Source organism: Methylobacterium sp. NPDC080182, from assembly GCF_050281105.1.
Lineage (GTDB): Bacteria > Pseudomonadota > Alphaproteobacteria > Rhizobiales > Beijerinckiaceae > Methylobacterium.
This window is the reverse complement of record NZ_JBNNWO010000009.1, coordinates 1-17,459: the sequence shown is the minus strand read 5'-3', so window position 1 is coordinate 17,459 and position 17,459 is coordinate 1. Positions and strand designations below refer to the sequence as shown.

The following is a 17,459-nucleotide window of genomic DNA, read 5'->3' as shown; positions in this document are numbered from 1 at the left end:
TGACGGCCGGCGCCGCGCGGGCCGAGCCGTCGCGCTACACGGGTCTGGTGATCGACTGCCACGGGCACTACACCACCGAGCCGGCCGCCATGCTGGACTGGCGCAAGCGCCAGATCGGCGCGCTCAACGACCCGGGCCAGTCCCCCAAGCCGTCGGACCTGCAAGTCAGCGACGACGCGGTGCGCGCCAGCGTGAGCGGGCGGCAGCTCAAGCTCCAGTCCGAGCGCGGCATCTCCCTGGCGCTGTTCTCGCCGCGGGCCGGCGGGATGGGCCACCATATCGGCACGGCCCGCACCAGCCTCGACTGGTCGATCGTGTCGAACGACATGATCCACCGTGTGACGAGCCTGATGCCGCAGAACTTCGTCGGCGTCTGCCAGCTGCCGCAATCGCCGGGTGTCTCGCCCAAGAACTGCACGGCCGAGCTCGAGCGCTGCGTCAAGGAACTCGGCTTCGTCGGCTGCAACGTCAACCCGGACCCGTCCGGGGGCTACTGGACCGATCCGCCGCTCTCCGACCGGTTCTGGTACCCGCTCTGGGAGAAGATGGTCGAGCTCGACGTGCCCGGCATGGTGCATGTCAGCGCCTCGGCCAATCCCAACTTCCACGCGACCGGGGCGCACTACATCAACGGCGACACCACCGCCTTCATGCAGTTCGTGACCTCGGACCTGTTCAAGGACTTCCCGACGCTGCGCCTGATCATTCCGCACGGCGGCGGTGCCGTGCCCTATCACTGGGGGCGCTACCGGGGGCTGGCCCAGGACATGAAGCGGCCGCCGCTGTCCGAGCTGATGCGCAACGTCTTCTTCGACACCTGCGTCTACCATCAGCCCGGCATCGACCTGCTGCTCAAGGTCGTCCCGCGCGAGAACGTGCTGTTCGCCTCCGAGATGGTCGGCGCGGTGAACGGGGTCGATCCCGAGACCGGCCACGCCTACGACGATACCAAGCGCTACGTCGAGGCCGCGGCGATCCCGGACGCGGACCGGGCCAAGATCTACGCCGGGAACGCGCTGCGCGTGTATCCGCGCCTCGCGGCGCGGCTCCGGTCGGCCGGCGTGACGCCGTAGGGCCGCCGAGGGCCTCGGAGGAGCCGCAGAGGCGGGGCGGACCCGATCGCGGGTCCGCCGGCGCGCGCCTGCCGGTGACCGGGCGAATGTGTCTCAGATCGACGGCGCCGCCGCGCGAACGATGTTGGTCCCAGGGCCGGACCGGCGGGTGAAGCGGGGATGTCGTTCATGAGGGTCACGATCTGCGCCGTCGCGCTCTGCCTTGTCGCGGGCCTGGGCCACGCTCAGGAGGCGGGACAGACGGTCGCCGGCGAGGGCGACTGGGTGCTCAGGAAATCGGCGGCCCCGTCGAGCGGCGACGCAGCCTGCGTTCTGGCGCCGAAGGCGCGGTCGCGCATCCAGATCGTCGGCGACCGCATCGAGATCACCGGCCTGCCAAAGAATTCCATCTTCAATTATCAGTATCGGATCGACGACGGACCTGTTTCAAACGCGATGTTTCCCACAACGCAGATGCAGGACGCCGGAGTGATCACGCTGAATGGGGACGTATTGAAAAATATTCTGGCCGGTCGACGCTTCAGCATCCGCCTGCTGGACCGATGGCACGAGGCCATCACGGAGGAGATCAGCCTCTCCGGGCTGCGCAGCCTGATCGACAAGCGGGCCGAGGCCTGCAGGTAGCCGGGGCCTCACGCAGCGCGCCGGAGCCCCCTCCCCCGTGCGGGCGGATCGCGCGCGGCGGATCTCGGGGACCGGCGGCCTCGCGACCGGTCCGCCCCGGCGACGCGAGGCCCGCGCGGCGCGACCTCAGAGGCCGGATCGCTCCGGCCCGCGCGCCTGCTCGCGCTCGTAGGCCGCGAACAGCTCCGGGAGGCGCGCGACGAGGAAGTCGCCGAAGGCGGGATGGAGCGTCTCGTCGATGATCAGGCCCACGGTCGTCGGGGTCCGCTCGATGCGCGCCAAGCGGCGCCCGTCCTCCGCCAGCCCCGCCTCCGGCCCCACGCGGACCACCGGCGGCGCCGGGGCTGGGACCGGCGCCACGGCCGCGTACACGCGCACGAACCGCTGGTCGGAGGACAGGGTCGCGAAGGCGTCCGCGGCGACGATTTCATCGACCCGCGCCCGCATCTCCGGGCTCGCGAGGCGATCCGCGAGGCTCATCCACCGGCGGCGTCCCGCCTTCGGGGCGGGACCGATGGCGGCGATCACGGAATCGGGCAGGGCGCGCCGCGCCGCGATCAGGCGCGACAGCTCGGTCTTGTCGACGAGCAGGGCGGCCATGATCACGTCGCGCCCGTGCCCGAGCCGCTCCAGCGTCAGGGCGAAGGCGGCCCGCTCGATGAAGCTGAGATCGGCCCGCGCGTTGTTCTCCTGACCCTGGGCGACGACGAGTTCGGCATCCGTGAGCGTCCGCACCAGCGCGCGGACCGGCCGCCCCAGCGCGGCCGCGGCCCGCAGCCGCCGGTGGCCGAACGCGACCTGATAGCGCCCGCTGACGGTGGGATGGGGCCGCACCAGGATCGGGGTCTGCTGCCCCTGAGCCCGGATGACGGCGACGAAGGCGTCCTCCCCGGGGCCGTCGATCACCGGCAGCCGGTCGGGGGCCGGCGACGGGTCGACGAGGCCCGGATCGAGATCGACCGCGACGCTGCCGGACCTGAGCTGGTCCTCCGCGGCGCGCGCCGAGACGACCTCGGAGGTCAGGCGCTCCAGGGACCGGCTCATCGCGCCGACCGCGCCGCGGCCGGTGAAGCTGGGAACGGCCGGGGCGGGGCCCCGCTTCGATCGTCCGGCCGCCGCGTCGTCGCGGGGCGAGTTGACCGCGGTCAACTCGGTCTGGTCGGCCGGATCGAGCAGGCCGGCGAGGAGGTTCTTGCGGGCCATCGGATCAGCGTCCCCATGCCGTGCGGATCAGCGCCTCGATCTCGCCGTTGACCGCGTCCAGGCTCTCCATCGCGCGGTCGTAGGTCGCGCGCGTGAACTGGTCGCGACTGACCTCGAACAGGGTCTGCTTGGTGATGCCGGCATCCGAGACCGCCGTGCTCTTCAGCATCGCGTTGGTGAGCACGCGCTCCCCGAACAGCGTCCGCATGAACGCGACCATCTGGGTCTGCGGACCGTCGGTCGGCTCGTAGCGCGTGACGAGGTAGCGCATCCAGTCGTAGTTCATGTCGCCGCCGGCCTTGGCGACGACCCCGAGCATCTCGGAGGTCATCAGCAGGAACTGGCACATCGACATCACGTCGAGCATCTGCGGATGCACGGTGACGAGCACGCTGGTCGCCGCGCACAGGGCCGAGAGCGTCAGGTAGCCGAGTTGCGGCGGGCAATCGACCACGACCACGTCGTAGCGGTCGGCGACCGGCGCCAGGGCCTGGGCGAAGCGCGTGAAGAACAGCGAATCGCCGTCGCTGCTCCGCTGGAGGAGGGCGCGCGGTGTCTCGTGCTCGAATTCCATCAGCTCGAGATTGCCCGGCACGAGGTCGAGGCCCGGAAAGTAGGTCTTCTGGATGACGTCGGTCAGGGGACGGCGCGCCGCGTCGTACCGGATCGCGGCGTAGAGGGTCTCGTTGTCCCGCACGTCGAATTCGGGCTGGATCCCGTGCAGGGCCGACAGGCTCGCCTGCGGATCGAGGTCGACGGCGAGGACGCGGTAGCCCTGCAGCGCCATGTGCTGCGCGAGATGGGCCGCCGTGGTGGTCTTGCCCGAGCCGCCCTTGAAGTTCACCACCGCGATGATCTGGAGATGCTCCTCGGCCCGCCGCTCCTTCCGGTACCGCCGGCCGGTCTTGGCCCCCTCGTCCAGCATGCCGCGCAGCGCCTGGATGTCGGCGCTCGAGTAGGATCGCCGCCCGGACGGCCCGATCTCGGGGGCGGGCCCCTTGCCGTCGAGCGAGAGGCGCCGCAGGTAGCCGTCGTCGACCCCGATCAGCTTGGCGGCCTCGCCGGATGAGAATCGCCGCAGCTGCTTGCGCGCCTCGGGCGGGAACAGCCGCTGCCGGTGCGACTGCAGTTTGGCCGACAGCGCCTGCGCGTCGCCGGCGATCAGATCGTGCATCGCCATGGAGGTTGACCCCGAAGAGGGTAGGGCGGCGAGCGCCGCGGGGCTGGCCACGGTTACGAACTCCTGTCACGGTTTTCGCGGCCGCAAACGCCGCCGCACCGTGACAAGATCACAGTCAACCTTAACAGAATGTTGACGCTCGCGCCGCCCCGCCTCCGAGCGGGCGAGCGTGTTGACCGCGGTCAACTCCCGCGACGCGGACGGGACCGCTTGGGCCGTCGGCTGACGCTCGACGGCGCTGGCGCCACAGGGCGAAGAGCATCGGCCAGGCCGAGAACCGGCCGGAGCGGGCCTTCCGCGTCAGGTCGCGGAGATAGGCGCCGGGCGCGCCGATCGACTCGGCGCGCTGGAGGATCGCCGACAGCGCCGCCAGCGCGTGGTCCCGCCCCATCGCGGCCAGGGCCGCCTCCCAGACGTCCGGGCCGATTGCCAGCGCCGGACGAACGACCTCCGCCGCGCCGGCCAGATCGGACCAACTCCGGATGCCGTCGCGGGCGTAGAGCACGACGTCGGGACAGGCCTCGAGCACCATCGGCAGAGGCAGGGGCGAGGGGAGGGGACGCGGCTGGTCGGGCGCGGGAGCGACGTCGGATCGCGCGGCTCCGGCCGGGCCTCGCCGGGGGCACCGTTCAGATTCGTCAGCAGGATCTGGATCTGAATTCTGATGGTGGCGCTCACCGTGAGACGCAGTGCCGACCATTTTCGGCGCATTCGCCAAACTTGGCAGCCACTTGTCCACCTCCCGGCGCAGCGCGCGCAGCGGTTCGGCGGCGGCGTGCAGGTGGGGCTCGCCGGCGGTCCGACCCGGCATGCCGCCGCAGGCCGCGAACCGGTCCGCGAGCGCCGCCCAGGGCCCGGGCCATCCGGATTCGGCGGCCAGGGCGAGGATCTTCGACAGGTCGCGGCGGTGCAGGGCGATCTCCTCGCGCAGGAGCAGGCGCCGGCGCGCGGCCGCCCGTACCGCCCGGGCGAGCGCGGCGAATTCCCCCGCGCGCGCCACGAGCGGCGTCAGGTCGAACCCGAAGGCGCGCGCGATCGCGCCGGCGCCGTCGCGGCGCGCGTAGCGCTTGCCGTTCGGGCTGTCCCGCCGGATCATCAGGCCGGCCGCGACGAGCTGGGCCAGCGCGCGCCGCAGCGTCGCCGGGGACGGTCCGTGCGACCGGAGCGACAATTCGCGGTTCGACGGGAAGACCACGAGCGGCGTGCCGGGCGACAGCGCCGTCTCGGGATGGAACGTGAGCAGCGCGCTCAGCACCGCGAGGGCGCGGTCCGAGACGGCGAGGTGATCCTTCGCCTCGGTCACGTCGCGGAAGATGCGCCATTTGTGCCCGACCGCGTCGTCGGGGCAGGCCTTGGCCGCCGCCTGCGCGGCCATCATGCCGAGCGAGAGCGGTCGCCGCCCGAAGGGCGTCGTGGGTTCGTGTCCGGGAAGCATGGTCCTCGCCCGCGATGAGGCAAGAGAGCAGCGCCCGCCGAGGCGATGGCCGCGTCGCGTGGTTGACAGCGATGTCCGGGAGTGATTCTCTGAGGTTGTCCAGACGACAGAGAGGGCTTCCGGGGCGAACGTCTCGGGGGCCTTTTCTTTTGCCGGGTTGCTCCGTCTAGAGGGGTGGGGGTGGCCCGCCGTCAGCCGCGCGCGGCACTGGCCGGCGTCAGCAGGTCCGCGCTCTCGCAGGGGCCCGTCTGATCCGGGACCCGCGCGGCCTTGCGCGCCCGCGGCGCGGCACGGGCGCGACGGGTCGGCCCCCCCGCGACGGCGACGAAGGCGCGCCGCAGCTCCGCCGGGTCCGAGTGCCGCAGCACCAGACCCTCGGCCGTCATCGCGACGTTGGCTTCCGGGTACGCGTCGAGGGTGCGTTTGATCGATTCCGAGAAGGCCTGCTTGAAGCGGGAGGCGAATTCCGAGGAGCCGAACTGCGCCATCAGATCGCGCCAAGTCAGCAGTTCGCTCTCCCCGCGCGACAGCAGCGGCAGCCGGTAGCAGAGGTACACGAGGATATCGATCGCCATGGCGTTGTGGGCGACCTGGCGCAGCCTGGCGGTCGGCACCGGGATCGAGTGCTGCGTGAAGCGGTCGTAGGCATTCTGGCTGAGCATCAGCGCTTCCGGCCAGCGCATGGCGCTGTGTCCCCCGGCGGCCCAGACCTCGAGGTCGTCATCCTTGAACGCACCCCCCTCGATCAGGCTCTCGCGCTTGAAGACGTGGCCGCCCTCGTCGCCGTTCAGGACCATCGTGAAGATGGGGAAGCTCAGCCGGACGAGCTGGTCCTTGGTCGGCCCGATCGAGCCCCGCTCGCCGCCCGTGACCGGCAAGCCGACGGCCTTCAACCACTCGGTGATCCGCCCCATCTCCATCCAGCGGTCGCCGGCGCTCCGGCGCGGATCGCGGGCCTCCGTGGCCAGCCACATGGAGAGGAGGCGCGCCTTGGGTCCGAACGGGACGCCCACCTCGATCTGGCGCCCGTTGGGCAGGACGAACCGGGCCGGCTCGACGGTCAGTGAGAAGCGACCGTCGCGCCGGTTCCACGGCTCCATCGTGTTCTTGGGCCGGCGCAGCGGCAGGCCCGCGATGCAGAAGCCCTTGTGGAGGAATGACACATCCATGCGGCCGTCGAGCGCGGGGCCGAGCCCGGTCGTCGGCCGGTCGGCTCCGGCCTCGGGGCGCCGCAGGCTCTGCTCCCACAGGCTCAGCTGGCGGGTCTCTACCGCGTTCATGCCGGTCTCGCTCTCCTCGTGCCGAGCACAGGGCAATTTGGAGGCTATCAGTCGCGAGTCGCCGACCGGGCGCAATCATCGGGTTTCCAAATCTCAGCGCGCCGACCGGGATTCTTTACAAAATTCAGCGTCGGCGACCCACGGCCGCCCAGCGGTCGAGCCGCGACGGCGTCCCGGCACGGCTGCGACCGCCGTTGGCGCCGGTCGCGGCGGCGCGAGTGCGAAAAATCAGCGCTCGCCGACCATCCGCTGGCAAAAGTCAGCGTGGCGCACGCCGTCGGTGACGGGCGAGGGCGCTTAGCGACCTTCCAAACCGCGGCAAGCGCGTCCACTTGCGCTGATTTTTGTAAGTCCCGCGCCGTCGGACACCGCTGGGGCCGCGCTGAGTTTTCTCAGGAGCGGACCAGGGGGCGCTGATTTTTGTAAGCGGTCGCGTCGGCAGGTCCGGCACCAGCGCGTTGGGTGGCCACTGACCGGCGACGCGTCTCGGGCGCGCTCGGACGCCACTGGACAGAGACGCGAGGCGGCCGATCAGCCGAAAGGTGGCGACCCGGCCTGCTCGGGACCTCGCCGACGCGCTTCCAGCGGCGGACCGTAACCCGCGCGCCCGTGAGGCGGCGTGAACCGATCGGCAGGGACGACCCAGATGCGAGCCGCGCACCGCAGGATCAGGATGGTGGTGCGGCGACGCGTCGGCCAGTGGCGTCGCTGACCGGCAAGGTCCCGTGGTCCGGAGACGGTCGGGCATTCGGTCGCGGCCCGCGACGACGCGGTCGGTGACCGCCCGACACATCGGAGCGCTACGGAGCGGGACCGGGAGGGGAGGGCGCCTTCGGGCCGCTCGCGCGACGGGCGTCGGCACCGGGCCGGTCATGGACGCCCCGTGCGCCCCTGCGCGGGCCGCGCGTCCCGTTCACCCATCGCCTGCGAAGTTCCAGGACGTGCCGCGTCGCGGGCGGCAAGTTGTCGCTCGAGGACAGGACGCGCGCATCCGAGGTGAACCGAATCTTCCTGTCGTTGTTTACGCTCGCCACCGAGGAGCGTTGACGACGTGACACCCCGATACGGTGTGTGACGCGGCGATCCGGGCCGTCTTGCCTTCCCGGAGCGCGGTCGCGCGCCGCGATCTCTGTCGACGACCGAGGATCCGATTTGTCAGGAGGAGATCCATGAAGGGATTCACGAAAATCGTGTCGTACGCGGCGGCCGCGGCGGCGGTCTGCATGCTCGCGGTTGTGGTGGTCCAATCGGCGGGGCTCCTCGCCGGGTGATGGGCCCCACGCGGTGATCCAAGTTCAAAGTTCGTACAGGGTCAGGAGCGATCGTCTAAATCCGTCTCATCGACGATGATGCCGGTATCGGGACCGTGGAGGAACAAGCGGCTTGGCGATTCTTCCCGGCATCGTCCGAGCCGAACACCGACTCAGACCGGGGTCGGAAGACGGACGATGACCTTGATCTCGAAGTCGAAGCCCGCGAGCCAGGTCACGCCGACGGCAGTCCAGTTTGGATAGGGCGGTTCGCCGATCATTACGTCGCGTACCGCCATCACTGTGTCGAACTGCGTTTCAGGGTCGGTGTGGAAGGTTGTCACGTCCACCACGTCGTCGAAACTGCAGCCGGCGGCCGCGAGAACGGAGTTCAGCCTGTCGAAGGCACGGCGAACCTGCGCACCGAAATCCGGTTCAGGCGAGCCATCCTCGCGGGTGCCGACTTGGCCAGAGACGAAAAGCAGGTCGCCGGACCGGATCGCGGCCGAGTAGCGGTGCTTGTCGTAGAGGGCTTGCCGTCCGGGCGGAAAGACTGCATCGCGCTTCGACATATCGCGTGTCCTTTGCGAAGGGTGCCGACGGCTTCCATCGACCTCGCGGCACCATTCACATACGCCGCGTATGTAGAAATATCGTGACATACGCGGCGTATGTCAACACATGCGGGCATACGCGAAGGATCGAGGCATCCTGTGGCATCGGGACGGCGCGCGCTGAAGATGGAGGAAACCCGCGCGAGGCTGATCCGCGCGGCGCGTGCAGCCTTTGCCGAGAAGGGCTACGCAGCGGCGTCGATGGATGAGCTGACGGAAGCGGCCGGCCTGACGCGCGGCGCGCTCTATCACAACTTCGGCGACAAGAAGGGCCTGCTTCAGGCCGTCATCGCGCAGCTCGACGCCGAGATGGTCGCTAAGGCGCGGGTCGCGCGCGAGAGGGCGCCAACGCCCTGGCTCGGCTTCCTCGACGAGGGCGTCGCCTACATCGAGTTGGCCCTCGAGCCGGAGATCCAGCGCATCGTGCTCCTCGACGGGCCGGCAGTGCTCGGCGATCCATCGCGGTGGCCGGGCCAGACCGCCTGCCTGCGCACGACGACCGAGACGATCCAGGCCCTCGTGGAGGCCGGGACGGTCAAGCCTGTCGATGCCGAGGCCGCCGCGCGCCTGATCAACGGCGCGGCGCTCAACGCCGCGCTCTGGGTCGCCGCGTCCGACGATCCGCCGGCCGTCCTCGCCAGGGTCACCGAGGCCTTCCGGTGCTTGGCGAACGGCCTCCTGAAGTAGGCCGTCCCGCCGGTCTGGACGCGTCATCCTCGGGCGCGCGACGCGTTCGTCGGGGGACACCTTGCAGGGTGGCCCGCGCGCGAACAGCGAGAGAGGAGACGAGAACGACGTCTGCTCCGGACCTATGTCGCTCGAAAGCCGACCAGCCGGAAGCCATCCGTCTGAGACGTTCAGGCGGGCGTCGCGCGATGACGGAAACTGGCCGGAAGCGGCCTGTCCGCTTCGGAGAAGGTCCATTGGGTAAGCGGACGAGCCCCTGCCACCTACATCTCAACTTGCGTTCCCAACTCGACGACCCGTGCTGGCGGAATTCGATAATAGTCCGGCGAGCGCACGGCGTTGCGCGCCATAAAGGCGTAGAGCGGCTCCTGCCATTGGCTCAGCTCCGGCCGCAGCGACGGCACTGGCTTCTCCCGGCCGATGAAGAACGATGCCGCATCCGGATCGCAGTCGACCTCGGCGGAATGCAGCCGCAACGCCGTCATGACGTCCGGCTTCTCGGCAAATCCAAATCGTAGATGCACGAGGCTGAACCCGGACCCGAGCGCCTCGATTCGCACGCGTTCGGCTTCGGTCAGCCGCGGTACTCGCTCCGTCGTCACCCGCAGGAGCAGCACTCGCTCGTGCACCACCCCGTTGTGTCGAACGTTGAGTGCTAGCGCGGACGGTACGACATCCGTGCGGGTAGTGAGATAGACCGCCGTGCAGCACATCCGCACGGGCGCGTCTGGCTTGTCGAGACCGGCGATGAAGTCGCTGAGCGCCACCGCGTTCTCGGCTCGCCGCGCGAAGGCGATCGCGCGGCCTTTGCGCCAGATCAGCATCAGAGCCGGCGCGACCGCCCCCACCAGGAGCGGAAACCAACCGCCGGCCGGGATCTTGTGAACGTTAGCGGTCACGAACGTCAGATCGAGCGCCAGGAACAGCCCGGCAACCGGGAACACGAGGGCTGCCGGCCAACGCCACAGGCCGTGGGCGACGGTGGCCACGAGTAGGGTTGTCACGGTCATGTCGCCTGCCACTGCGATGCCGTAGGCGTTGGCCAGCGCATCCGACGAGCGGAAGCCAAACACGAGACCGAGGACCACGATGGCCAGCAGCCAGTTCACCTGCGGCACGTAAACCTGACCCACGGCTTCATCAGACGTCTGGCGGACCTCAAGCCGCGGGATCGCGCCGAGCTGGATTGCCTGTTGCACCAGCGCGAAGGCACCCGAGAGTACCGCCTGGCTCGCGATCACCGTGGCGAGCGTCGTGAGGCCGACCGCCGGCACGAGCAGCCAGCCGGAGAAGAGCAGGAAGAAGGGATTGGCCGCGGCCGCTGGATCGGTCAGCACGAGGGCGCCCTGGCCGAGGTAGTTCAGCACGAGCGCGGGCAGGACGAAGGCGAACCAGTCGACCCGGATCGGGCCGCGCCCGAAGTGCCCCATATCGGCATAGAGCGCCTCGCCGCCGGTAAGCGCCAGGAACACCGAACCGAGCACCGTGAACGTCGTCGCGCCGCCCGCGTGAGCGACGTAGGCAAGGGCGTAGCGCGGGTCGAGCGCCAGGAGCACGCCCGGTCGCTGAAGCAGGTGCGCGAGCCCGGCCAACGCCAGCGTCAGAAACCACGCTGCCATCACCGGCCCGAACAGCGATCCGACGTGGCCGCTGCCGTACCGCTGAATCGCGAACAGCCCGACCAACACGAGCGCGGCGATTGGCACGACGTAGGGAGCGACAACGGGCGTGGCCACCTGGAGGCCCTCGATGGCGCTCAGCACTGAGATGGCCGGCGTGATCATGGCGTCGCCGAAGAACAGAGAAGCGCCGGCGAGACCGACGATCAACAGCGCCGGTTGGAATCGCCTCGCGACCGGCAGCGCCAACGAAAGGAGGGACATTGTCCCACCCTCGCCCTGATTGTCGGCGCGCATGACGAAGATCACGTATTTGAGCGCGACGACGAGGATGACGGCCCAAAACACCATCGAGAGGACGCCGTAGACGGTGGTCTCGGTGGCAGTGCCTCCTGCAGCCTTGAGCGACTCACGGAAGGCGTAGATCGGGCTGGTCCCGATGTCGCCGAAGACGACGCCGAGCGCGCCAAGCATGAGGGCGGATTGGATCGGGTGCGGGGCCGCTGCGGGCGTCGAGATCGCTTCGGCCGAGCTCGTCATTGTGCCCTCGCTCATGCAGATCGCCAGGGGGTAGCGGAGACCATCTCATGTTGGGCGAGCCTTACGCCAACAATCTTCCGGCTCCGGCTCGGCTTCAGCGATGGGAAACGCGGAGACCCCTTCGGTGTTCACCGCCCTCGTTTGGGATCTAGTCGGCTACAGCATGTCAGAAGGGCTGCCGGCGGCGCTTTCCACGAACTTGAGCTTGCCGCCAATCTCCGTGCCGGTACGGTGCTCGTGCCGGGCGTTGTAACGAGACTGCTGGGCCAAGCTGCGCCGCTAGAGTGACCGTAAGCCAACCGGCATAGTTGCAGTCGGCCGGCCAAGGTATCAAGCTAAGCTTGGGCCGTGAGCAGAACCCAGTGCGGCCGCATTCATCCTTGGGCTATCGGCCAACCGCGCCCGCCACCTTGTCGGATCTGTCTTTCCGGTGCTCCTGAAGCTGCGACTGAGTAACCTTTCAATCGACCTATTCGGAAACACCGATCAGATCATCCTCAATGCTGAGCAAGGCCAGCCGCCATGTTCACTGCTAACGCCAACAGGCTCGTGTTGAAGAAGTAAGCGTACAGTGTCTGCAGGGTTGCTATCCGACGCATGTGCTTTGCCGTGATGTCGGTATCGGACGTCTGCGATGTCGCTCCAATCGTTATGGAAAAGTAGAAGAAGTCCCAAAAATCCGGGTTATCATCGCCATTGAAATCCAGGCCGCCGCGAGGCTTACCGTCCTCTTCGCCATAGTAGACGTGCGCGTAGTGAGTGGTGAAGACCACCTGCACAAACGCCCATGCGCAGAGCAGAGTCAGGGCAGCGAGCATGATATGCGGGATTCGATATGCATCCTGCTCTTGCTGGCCGAACAGCAGCATCGCCACAGCCCCGCAGCTTGCAGCAGCGGCAAGTACTGCAAACAAGGAGATCGTGAACGCGCTGTCGTCGAGACGGGACGCTTCGCGGCGCAGCGACTCACTCGATCCGCGCGTCAACTGGAAGGTGACTAGTGCCACATAGGTGGTGACGCCCGCGCACCAGCCGATCAGGAGCCTCGTCCAAACCGATGGGATCGGCAGGATCAGGCTTAATGCCAAGCAAAGCGCAGCCGAGCCGAGGAGCCGCGGCCTGAGCCAGAATGCTTGAGCGGTTCTGTGAAGATGCATTTCTTGAACTCAACGTTGAGGAGCGCGCGCTGTCTGCCAGGGGCGACCGGCTCAGATTTTGTGCGCTTGTTCCCCGCGGCCGCGTCAGCTGGGATGCGACGGCTCCAAGCTATTTGGAAGTGAGTTCGCCTCCTTCCGCTCAGAATTCCATGCCGAACTTCACGCGCAGGTTATGCCGCTCGAACTGTGTCAGGCCGAGCCCGCGCCGGGCATAGGTCGGATCGGTGTCGCGGCCCCAGACCTGCGCAGCGTAGGCCACGGTCAGCCAGATCTTCTCAGTGAAGCGCCGGTGAAGAACCGGCCCGACGAGCACCGCCTCGCTCTCCAAGTGGTTGAGGAAGACGCCATCGTAGCCGCGCAAGTAGCGCACCTCCGGGCCCACGAAGGTCCCTTCCGTCACCTGCCCAACCACTGCGTTTGACCACAGGAAGGTCGAGGAGCGATAGCCCTGACCGCCTCCCCGCTGGCGCCCGGCCGCAGGCTCGAAGCTGATGTTACTGCCGTACCATACCTTGCCGGGCACAAGCTGCACGTCGAGCTGGATGAGGCTTTCCATGTCGAACACGTTCGCGCCGTTGCCCTCGACCGGCAGGACCCGGGTGAAGCGAGGGCGTAGCTCCAAGGCGAGTCCGAGCGGCTGCTCGGCCGATCCTTTTAGGAACTGGTACTTCAGCTCCACCGAGGCGCCGTCGAAGGTGCCGAACGCCTTGTCATCCAGGTCGGCGATGTTGCGCTGCCGGCGGAGATTGCCGAAGGCGCTTAGCTCGACGCTGAATTGTTCAACGGGGTTGAACTGATAGGAGAACCTCGTGTCGAGCACATGGTAAGTTGAACGGCCCGGGCCATCGCGGCGCTTGCTGAAGCGCGAGATCGTGTCGACGAGGACCTCCTGCTCGCCCTTCTCACCGGTGTCAGAGCCTTCGGTGAAGCCGAACAGGTGCTCTGTGTCGACGTCCTTCTGCTTATCGGACTTGTCGCTCTTTGCGCCAGAGCTACCGTTGTTCGACGAGGATTTCGCCTTGTCATCCTTTGCCTCCTCGGCAAGTCCAGGTGCTGCGGCAAGAGCCAAGGCAAGCAACACAGCGGATTGTGAGATGCATCTCGCCAACAAAGCGTACCCGATCATCACCCTGCGGCGTCCCTCATCTGATATCCGCAACGTTGAGTAGACCCACGAGAGGGCACCTGCCTGTTACAGAACGGCAACGCTAAGCGAAAACGCCGCAGTGGAGGGATGGATGTGCTGGAGCAACGTAGCCCGGTCGCTCCGAAGCTGTAGCCGGTCCTGAGCCGACTTCCGCTTCGGAGATGTTAATAGCGATCTCCGCATACTGAGATGGGCGCGAAGCTGAACGTCCGGGTCAGCGCGCCCCGACAATCCGGCGTGACGTAGGCTGGCCGTAAGCAGCCGGTCCGCTTCCTGGAAGGAGCGCCAGAAAAGCGGACGGCATCCTACCGCCCCATGCCGAACGGGCGAAGCGGTGTCGTGATTTGCTGAAAGCGGCCATTCGTGGCCAGCCGGCAAATTTGGCGGCGGTAGAGGCTGCGCCCAGTCAGCACGCTTCGGCTTGTCCTCCGTCTTCGTCGAGTGGGACACGGACGCCAGGACGGCAAGAGTTCCGAAATGAGTGAGCCTCATGAATCCGCGTCCCGCGCACTCTGACGCGTCTCCTAAATCGATGACTCAGCCCGTGGCGTATTCCAGCTGCGGCGCCAGGACTTCGGCGCAGTTGGCGTGAACCGTGACGGGGATTGTCTTGGCGGCCGGAGTCTTGCTGCCGATCGCGTAGTGCCAGATCGGCATCAGCACGTTGCATTCCGGGTAGTAGCCACCGATGCAGCCGATCGGGATGTCGTAGGCCACAACCAGCAGCCCCGAGAGCGTCCGGTCGACGCCGTCGTTGGCCACAGTCCTCAGCGTTACCGGCTGCCCGATCATGAGCTCCAGTCGGTCGATATCCGAGCGGTTCATCAGCACCACCTTCCGGGTGTTCTTGATGCCCCGGAAGCGGTCGTCGTAGCCGTAGACCGTGGTGTTGAACTGGTCGTTCGAGCGGAGCGTCATCAGCCGCAGGACGCCGTGGCCCACCTCGGGCATGTCGGCGTCCTCGTCGAGGCCATTCGGCGTCACGATGTTCGCCCGGCCCGTATCCGTATGCCACTCGCGCTTGTTCGCCGGCAGGTGGCGCTGAAAGCCGCCCGGTTCCCACATGCGCCGCTCGTAGTCCCAGAACGACTCGGGCAATGTCTCGCTGATCTCCTTCCGGATCTCGGCGTAGTCGCTCTGGTAGTCCGCCCATCGGACACGCGGATTGGGTTCGAGCACCCGCTGGGCTAGCTCGCAGATCAGCCGGATCTCGCTGATGAGGTGCGGCGAGGCGGGCCGGCGCAGGCCCCGGTTGCCGTGCACGCAGGCCGAGGTGTCCTCCATCGAGAGCACCTGTTGTCCGGCCTTCGTCTCGTCGATCTCCAGCCGGCCGATCACCGGGAGGATGTAGCTGACTGCGCCGGGGAGCAGGGCCGAGCGATTGAGCTTGGTGATGACGTTGACAGTCAGGCGAAGCCGGCGCCAGGCCGGTTCCATCTGGCCGTGATCGGGGATCGCCCGCACGAAGTTGCCGCCCAGCATGAAGAAGGCCTGCACCTCGTCCTTCAGGATCGCCTCGCAGGCCTCGACCGTGTTGTAGCCAGCCTCGCGCGGGGGCTCGAAGCCGAACTGTTCGCCCAGGCGATCGAGGTCGAAAAGTTCGGGCTTCTCGGTAATGCCGACCGTGCGCTGGCCCTGCACGTTCGAATGTCCCCGGATTGGACAGATACCGGCTCCGGCGCGGCCGAGATTGCCGCGCATCAGCAGGAGGTTGACCAGCATCTGCACGGTCTCGACCCCGGCCCTGTGCTGCGTCAGCCCCATGCCGTAGACGCCGATCACCGCGTGTGACCGGCAGTAGACCGTCGCGGTCGCCTCCATGTCGGCCCGGTGCAGCCCCGAGCGGCGCTCCAGCTCGTCCCAGTCTTGCACGCGGAGCCAGTCCGCGAAGGTCGCGAAGCCGTGGGTGTGCTCGGCGATGAAAGCCTCGTCCAGCACGGCCGGACCGCCCGAGGCCCGCGACGCGTCGTGCGTCTCCAGCACGGACTTGCAGATGCCGGCGAGTGCCGCCAGATCGCCGCCCGCCTTCACCTGATGGTACTGCGAGCTGATCCGGGTGTCCCGACCGGTCAGCATCTCGGTCGGTGATTGCGGGTTCAGGAAGCGTTCCAGCCCGCGCTCGCGGAGGGGATTGTAGGTGATGATCGGGACGCCGCGCTCGCTCGCCTCCTGCAGCGGGTGGAGCATCCGAGGTGCGTTGCTGCCCGGGTTCTGGCCGAAAAACAGGATGCAGTCGGCGTGGCCGAAATCGCCCAGGTTGACCGTGCCGACAGCCTGTCCAATGCTGGCCGGCAACGCCACCGAGGTCGTCTCGTGGCACATGTTGGACGAGTCAGGCAGATTGTTGTTGCCGTAGAGCCGGGCGAAGAGCTGGTAGAGATAGCTCCCCTCGTTCGACAAGCGCCCCGAACTGTAGAAGACGGTGCCCTTCCGGCGGTCCTCGACGGCCCGCAATTCCCGCGCGATCTCGTCCAGGGCGTGCCCCCAGGACACCGGCAAGTACTTGTCGCTCGATGCGTCGTAGCGGAGCGGGTGCGTCAGGCGGCCCGGCTGTTCGAGCTGGTAATCGTCCCAGTCCAGCAGCTCGGTGACGGTGTGCTCCGCGAAGAATTTCGGCGTGCATCGATGGGCGGTCAGCTCCCAGGCCACGGCCTTGACGCCGTTCTCACAGAACTCGAACGGCAGGGGGCTCGCCGGCTTCACCCAGGCGCAGCTGTTGCACTGGTAGCCGTCCACTTTGTTGTGGCGGGTCAGGGCGATCGGCACGCTCGCCAGCACGCCCTCACGCCGCAGGATGTTCCCGACAGAGCGCGCCGACCCCCATCCGCCGGAGGGTAGGCGGTACGGCTTGAATTGAGGCTTGTCCAAAGGGGCGGTCTCCGGCGCGCACGGTCGGGGATACATTTAAGGCATCGCAGCGTTATTCGTTGAACCGCGGACGCAGAGGTTTGTTCGAAATAATACGCTAAAACTAACGGAGGTTAATTTGATCGTTGGCCGGGACTACTTGCTGAAAAAGCCGACGGGCCTGTCGGCCCCCAAGATGTTCCTCGATACTCAGGTGGTTCCCCTGGCAGCGAACATAGCCGGAGGGCTTGAGGGGGCACTCGATCGTGCCGCGGTGCGGACAGGCGTCCGGCCAGCTCTCATCCTGGTAGGAGCGACGGGTATTATCGGTTTCGGCCTGTTCCGTCTGCTCACCCGTCGTGCCTCGACCACCACCCAAAGCTATCGAGCCTAAGCGTCGAGACGGAAAAACAAGTGCGCCTAGCAAGCGAAGGCCAGAGGGCGCCCCTTCGCTAGCGCGCAAAGGTAAGCCTGCATCGCTCGAGGCGTGTCTGCTTCTGGCTTCTAAATCTCGGAAGCGATCGGGCAGCAAACCACCCTAGGCCGTCACTTCGCACCCGACCCACCACCGCCGTATGGGTCGCAATCAGCTCACATCGAAAACAGACGATTGTTGACCATCTAGCGATCATGGCTTGGCACAGCATACCGGCCTCGACCGAGCAAGATAGCTGCCGGATCAACTCATGTTGTGTAACTTTTCGGGGCGTGAGGGTCCCCCAGATTTTGGTCCGGCCGGAAGGTGAGCTTCCGGATCTCATTCGGCGGCCTGCAGGGCCGCCGCCAGGGCAAATTCCTGGGGC

The 17,459-nt window shown here is 67.5% G+C and carries 12 protein-coding genes; 3 read left to right on the top strand and 9 right to left on the bottom strand.

Annotation, left to right across the window (positions count from 1 at the left end; translation table 11 throughout):
* Positions 1-44 precede the first annotated feature (44 nt).
* Both ACQKQD_RS16485 and ACQKQD_RS16480 read left to right on the top strand, forming a co-directional pair.
* Positions 45-1,073 (top strand): amidohydrolase family protein, encoded by a 1,029-nt coding sequence (locus tag ACQKQD_RS16485; RefSeq protein ID WP_056524304.1) that lies wholly within the window; start codon positions 45-47, stop codon positions 1,071-1,073.
* 168 nt (positions 1,074-1,241) lie between these two features.
* The gene (locus ACQKQD_RS16480; RefSeq protein WP_427508900.1) at positions 1,242-1,697 is read left to right on the top strand and encodes a hypothetical protein; all 456 of its coding nucleotides are present in this window, start codon (positions 1,242-1,244) and stop codon (positions 1,695-1,697) included.
* 126 nt (positions 1,698-1,823) lie between these two features.
* On the opposite strand, the gene repB is transcribed toward ACQKQD_RS16480, so the two are convergent.
* The 5 genes from repB to ACQKQD_RS16455 all read right to left on the bottom strand — a co-directional run bounded on the left by repB (position 1,824) and on the right by ACQKQD_RS16455 (position 8,617).
* The gene (gene repB / locus ACQKQD_RS16475; RefSeq protein ID WP_427508899.1) at positions 1,824-2,900 is read right to left on the bottom strand and encodes a plasmid partitioning protein RepB; all 1,077 of its coding nucleotides are present in this window, start codon (positions 2,898-2,900) and stop codon (positions 1,824-1,826) included.
* A gap of 4 nt (positions 2,901-2,904) precedes the next feature.
* Positions 2,905-4,080, bottom strand: coding sequence for a plasmid partitioning protein RepA (repA, locus tag ACQKQD_RS16470; RefSeq protein ID WP_020096188.1), 1,176 nt, complete (start codon positions 4,078-4,080; stop codon positions 2,905-2,907).
* Between the two features lie 121 nt (positions 4,081-4,201).
* Complete coding sequence (repC, locus tag ACQKQD_RS16465; protein ID WP_427508898.1) at positions 4,202-5,515, bottom strand: plasmid replication protein RepC; 1,314 nt, start codon at positions 5,513-5,515, stop codon at positions 4,202-4,204.
* 191 nt (positions 5,516-5,706) lie between these two features.
* On the bottom strand, positions 5,707-6,795 hold the full coding sequence (locus ACQKQD_RS16460; protein WP_427508897.1) for a replication protein RepA: 1,089 nt from the start codon (positions 6,793-6,795) through the stop codon (positions 5,707-5,709).
* 1,423 nt (positions 6,796-8,218) lie between these two features.
* Positions 8,219-8,617, bottom strand: a complete 399-nt coding sequence (locus ACQKQD_RS16455) for a RidA family protein (protein WP_427508896.1) — start codon at positions 8,615-8,617, stop codon at positions 8,219-8,221.
* Positions 8,618-8,785: 168 nt separating this feature from the next.
* Here ACQKQD_RS16455 and ACQKQD_RS16450 point away from each other — a divergent pair, with 168 nt between their 5' ends.
* Positions 8,786-9,346: a TetR/AcrR family transcriptional regulator gene (locus ACQKQD_RS16450; protein ID WP_210186895.1), complete on the top strand. Its 561-nt coding sequence runs from the start codon at positions 8,786-8,788 to the stop codon at positions 9,344-9,346.
* A gap of 263 nt (positions 9,347-9,609) precedes the next feature.
* Here the strand turns inward: ACQKQD_RS16450 and ACQKQD_RS16445 are convergent, their stop codons facing one another.
* The 4 genes from ACQKQD_RS16445 to ACQKQD_RS16430 all read right to left on the bottom strand — a co-directional run bounded on the left by ACQKQD_RS16445 (position 9,610) and on the right by ACQKQD_RS16430 (position 16,713).
* Positions 9,610-11,520 carry a potassium transporter Kup gene (locus ACQKQD_RS16445; RefSeq protein WP_427508895.1) on the bottom strand — a complete coding sequence of 637 codons (1,911 nt, stop codon included), beginning with the start codon at positions 11,518-11,520 and terminating at the stop codon, positions 9,610-9,612.
* 482 nt (positions 11,521-12,002) lie between these two features.
* The gene (locus tag ACQKQD_RS16440) at positions 12,003-12,662 is read right to left on the bottom strand and encodes a DUF1345 domain-containing protein (RefSeq protein ID WP_427508894.1); all 660 of its coding nucleotides are present in this window, start codon (positions 12,660-12,662) and stop codon (positions 12,003-12,005) included.
* Positions 12,663-12,801: 139 nt separating this feature from the next.
* On the bottom strand, positions 12,802-13,788 hold the full coding sequence (locus tag ACQKQD_RS16435) for a hypothetical protein (protein ID WP_427508893.1): 987 nt from the start codon (positions 13,786-13,788) through the stop codon (positions 12,802-12,804).
* A 558-nt stretch (positions 13,789-14,346) separates the two neighbouring features.
* Entirely contained in the window at positions 14,347-16,713 is a 2,367-nt protein-coding gene (locus tag ACQKQD_RS16430) for an FdhF/YdeP family oxidoreductase (protein ID WP_427508892.1), read from the bottom strand.
* Positions 16,714-17,459 lie beyond the last annotated feature (746 nt).

Coding starts and splice junctions, on each gene's coding strand:
- ACQKQD_RS16440 (WP_427508894.1), bottom strand. CDS start 12,662: ATGCATCTTCACAGAACCGCTCAAGCATTCTGGCTCAGGCCGCGGCTC.
- ACQKQD_RS16435 (WP_427508893.1), bottom strand. CDS start 13,788: ATGATCGGGTACGCTTTGTTGGCGAGATGCATCTCACAATCCGCTGTG.
- ACQKQD_RS16460 (WP_427508897.1), bottom strand. CDS start 6,795: ATGAACGCGGTAGAGACCCGCCAGCTGAGCCTGTGGGAGCAGAGCCTG.
- ACQKQD_RS16455 (WP_427508896.1), bottom strand. CDS start 8,617: ATGTCGAAGCGCGATGCAGTCTTTCCGCCCGGACGGCAAGCCCTCTAC.
- ACQKQD_RS16430 (WP_427508892.1), bottom strand. CDS start 16,713: ATGTATCCCCGACCGTGCGCGCCGGAGACCGCCCCTTTGGACAAGCCT.
- ACQKQD_RS16480 (WP_427508900.1), top strand. CDS start 1,242: ATGAGGGTCACGATCTGCGCCGTCGCGCTCTGCCTTGTCGCGGGCCTG.
- repC (WP_427508898.1), bottom strand. CDS start 5,515: ATGCTTCCCGGACACGAACCCACGACGCCCTTCGGGCGGCGACCGCTC.
- repB (WP_427508899.1), bottom strand. CDS start 2,900: ATGGCCCGCAAGAACCTCCTCGCCGGCCTGCTCGATCCGGCCGACCAG.
- ACQKQD_RS16450 (WP_210186895.1), top strand. CDS start 8,786: ATGGAGGAAACCCGCGCGAGGCTGATCCGCGCGGCGCGTGCAGCCTTT.
- ACQKQD_RS16445 (WP_427508895.1), bottom strand. CDS start 11,520: ATGAGCGAGGGCACAATGACGAGCTCGGCCGAAGCGATCTCGACGCCC.
- repA (WP_020096188.1), bottom strand. CDS start 4,080: ATGGCGATGCACGATCTGATCGCCGGCGACGCGCAGGCGCTGTCGGCC.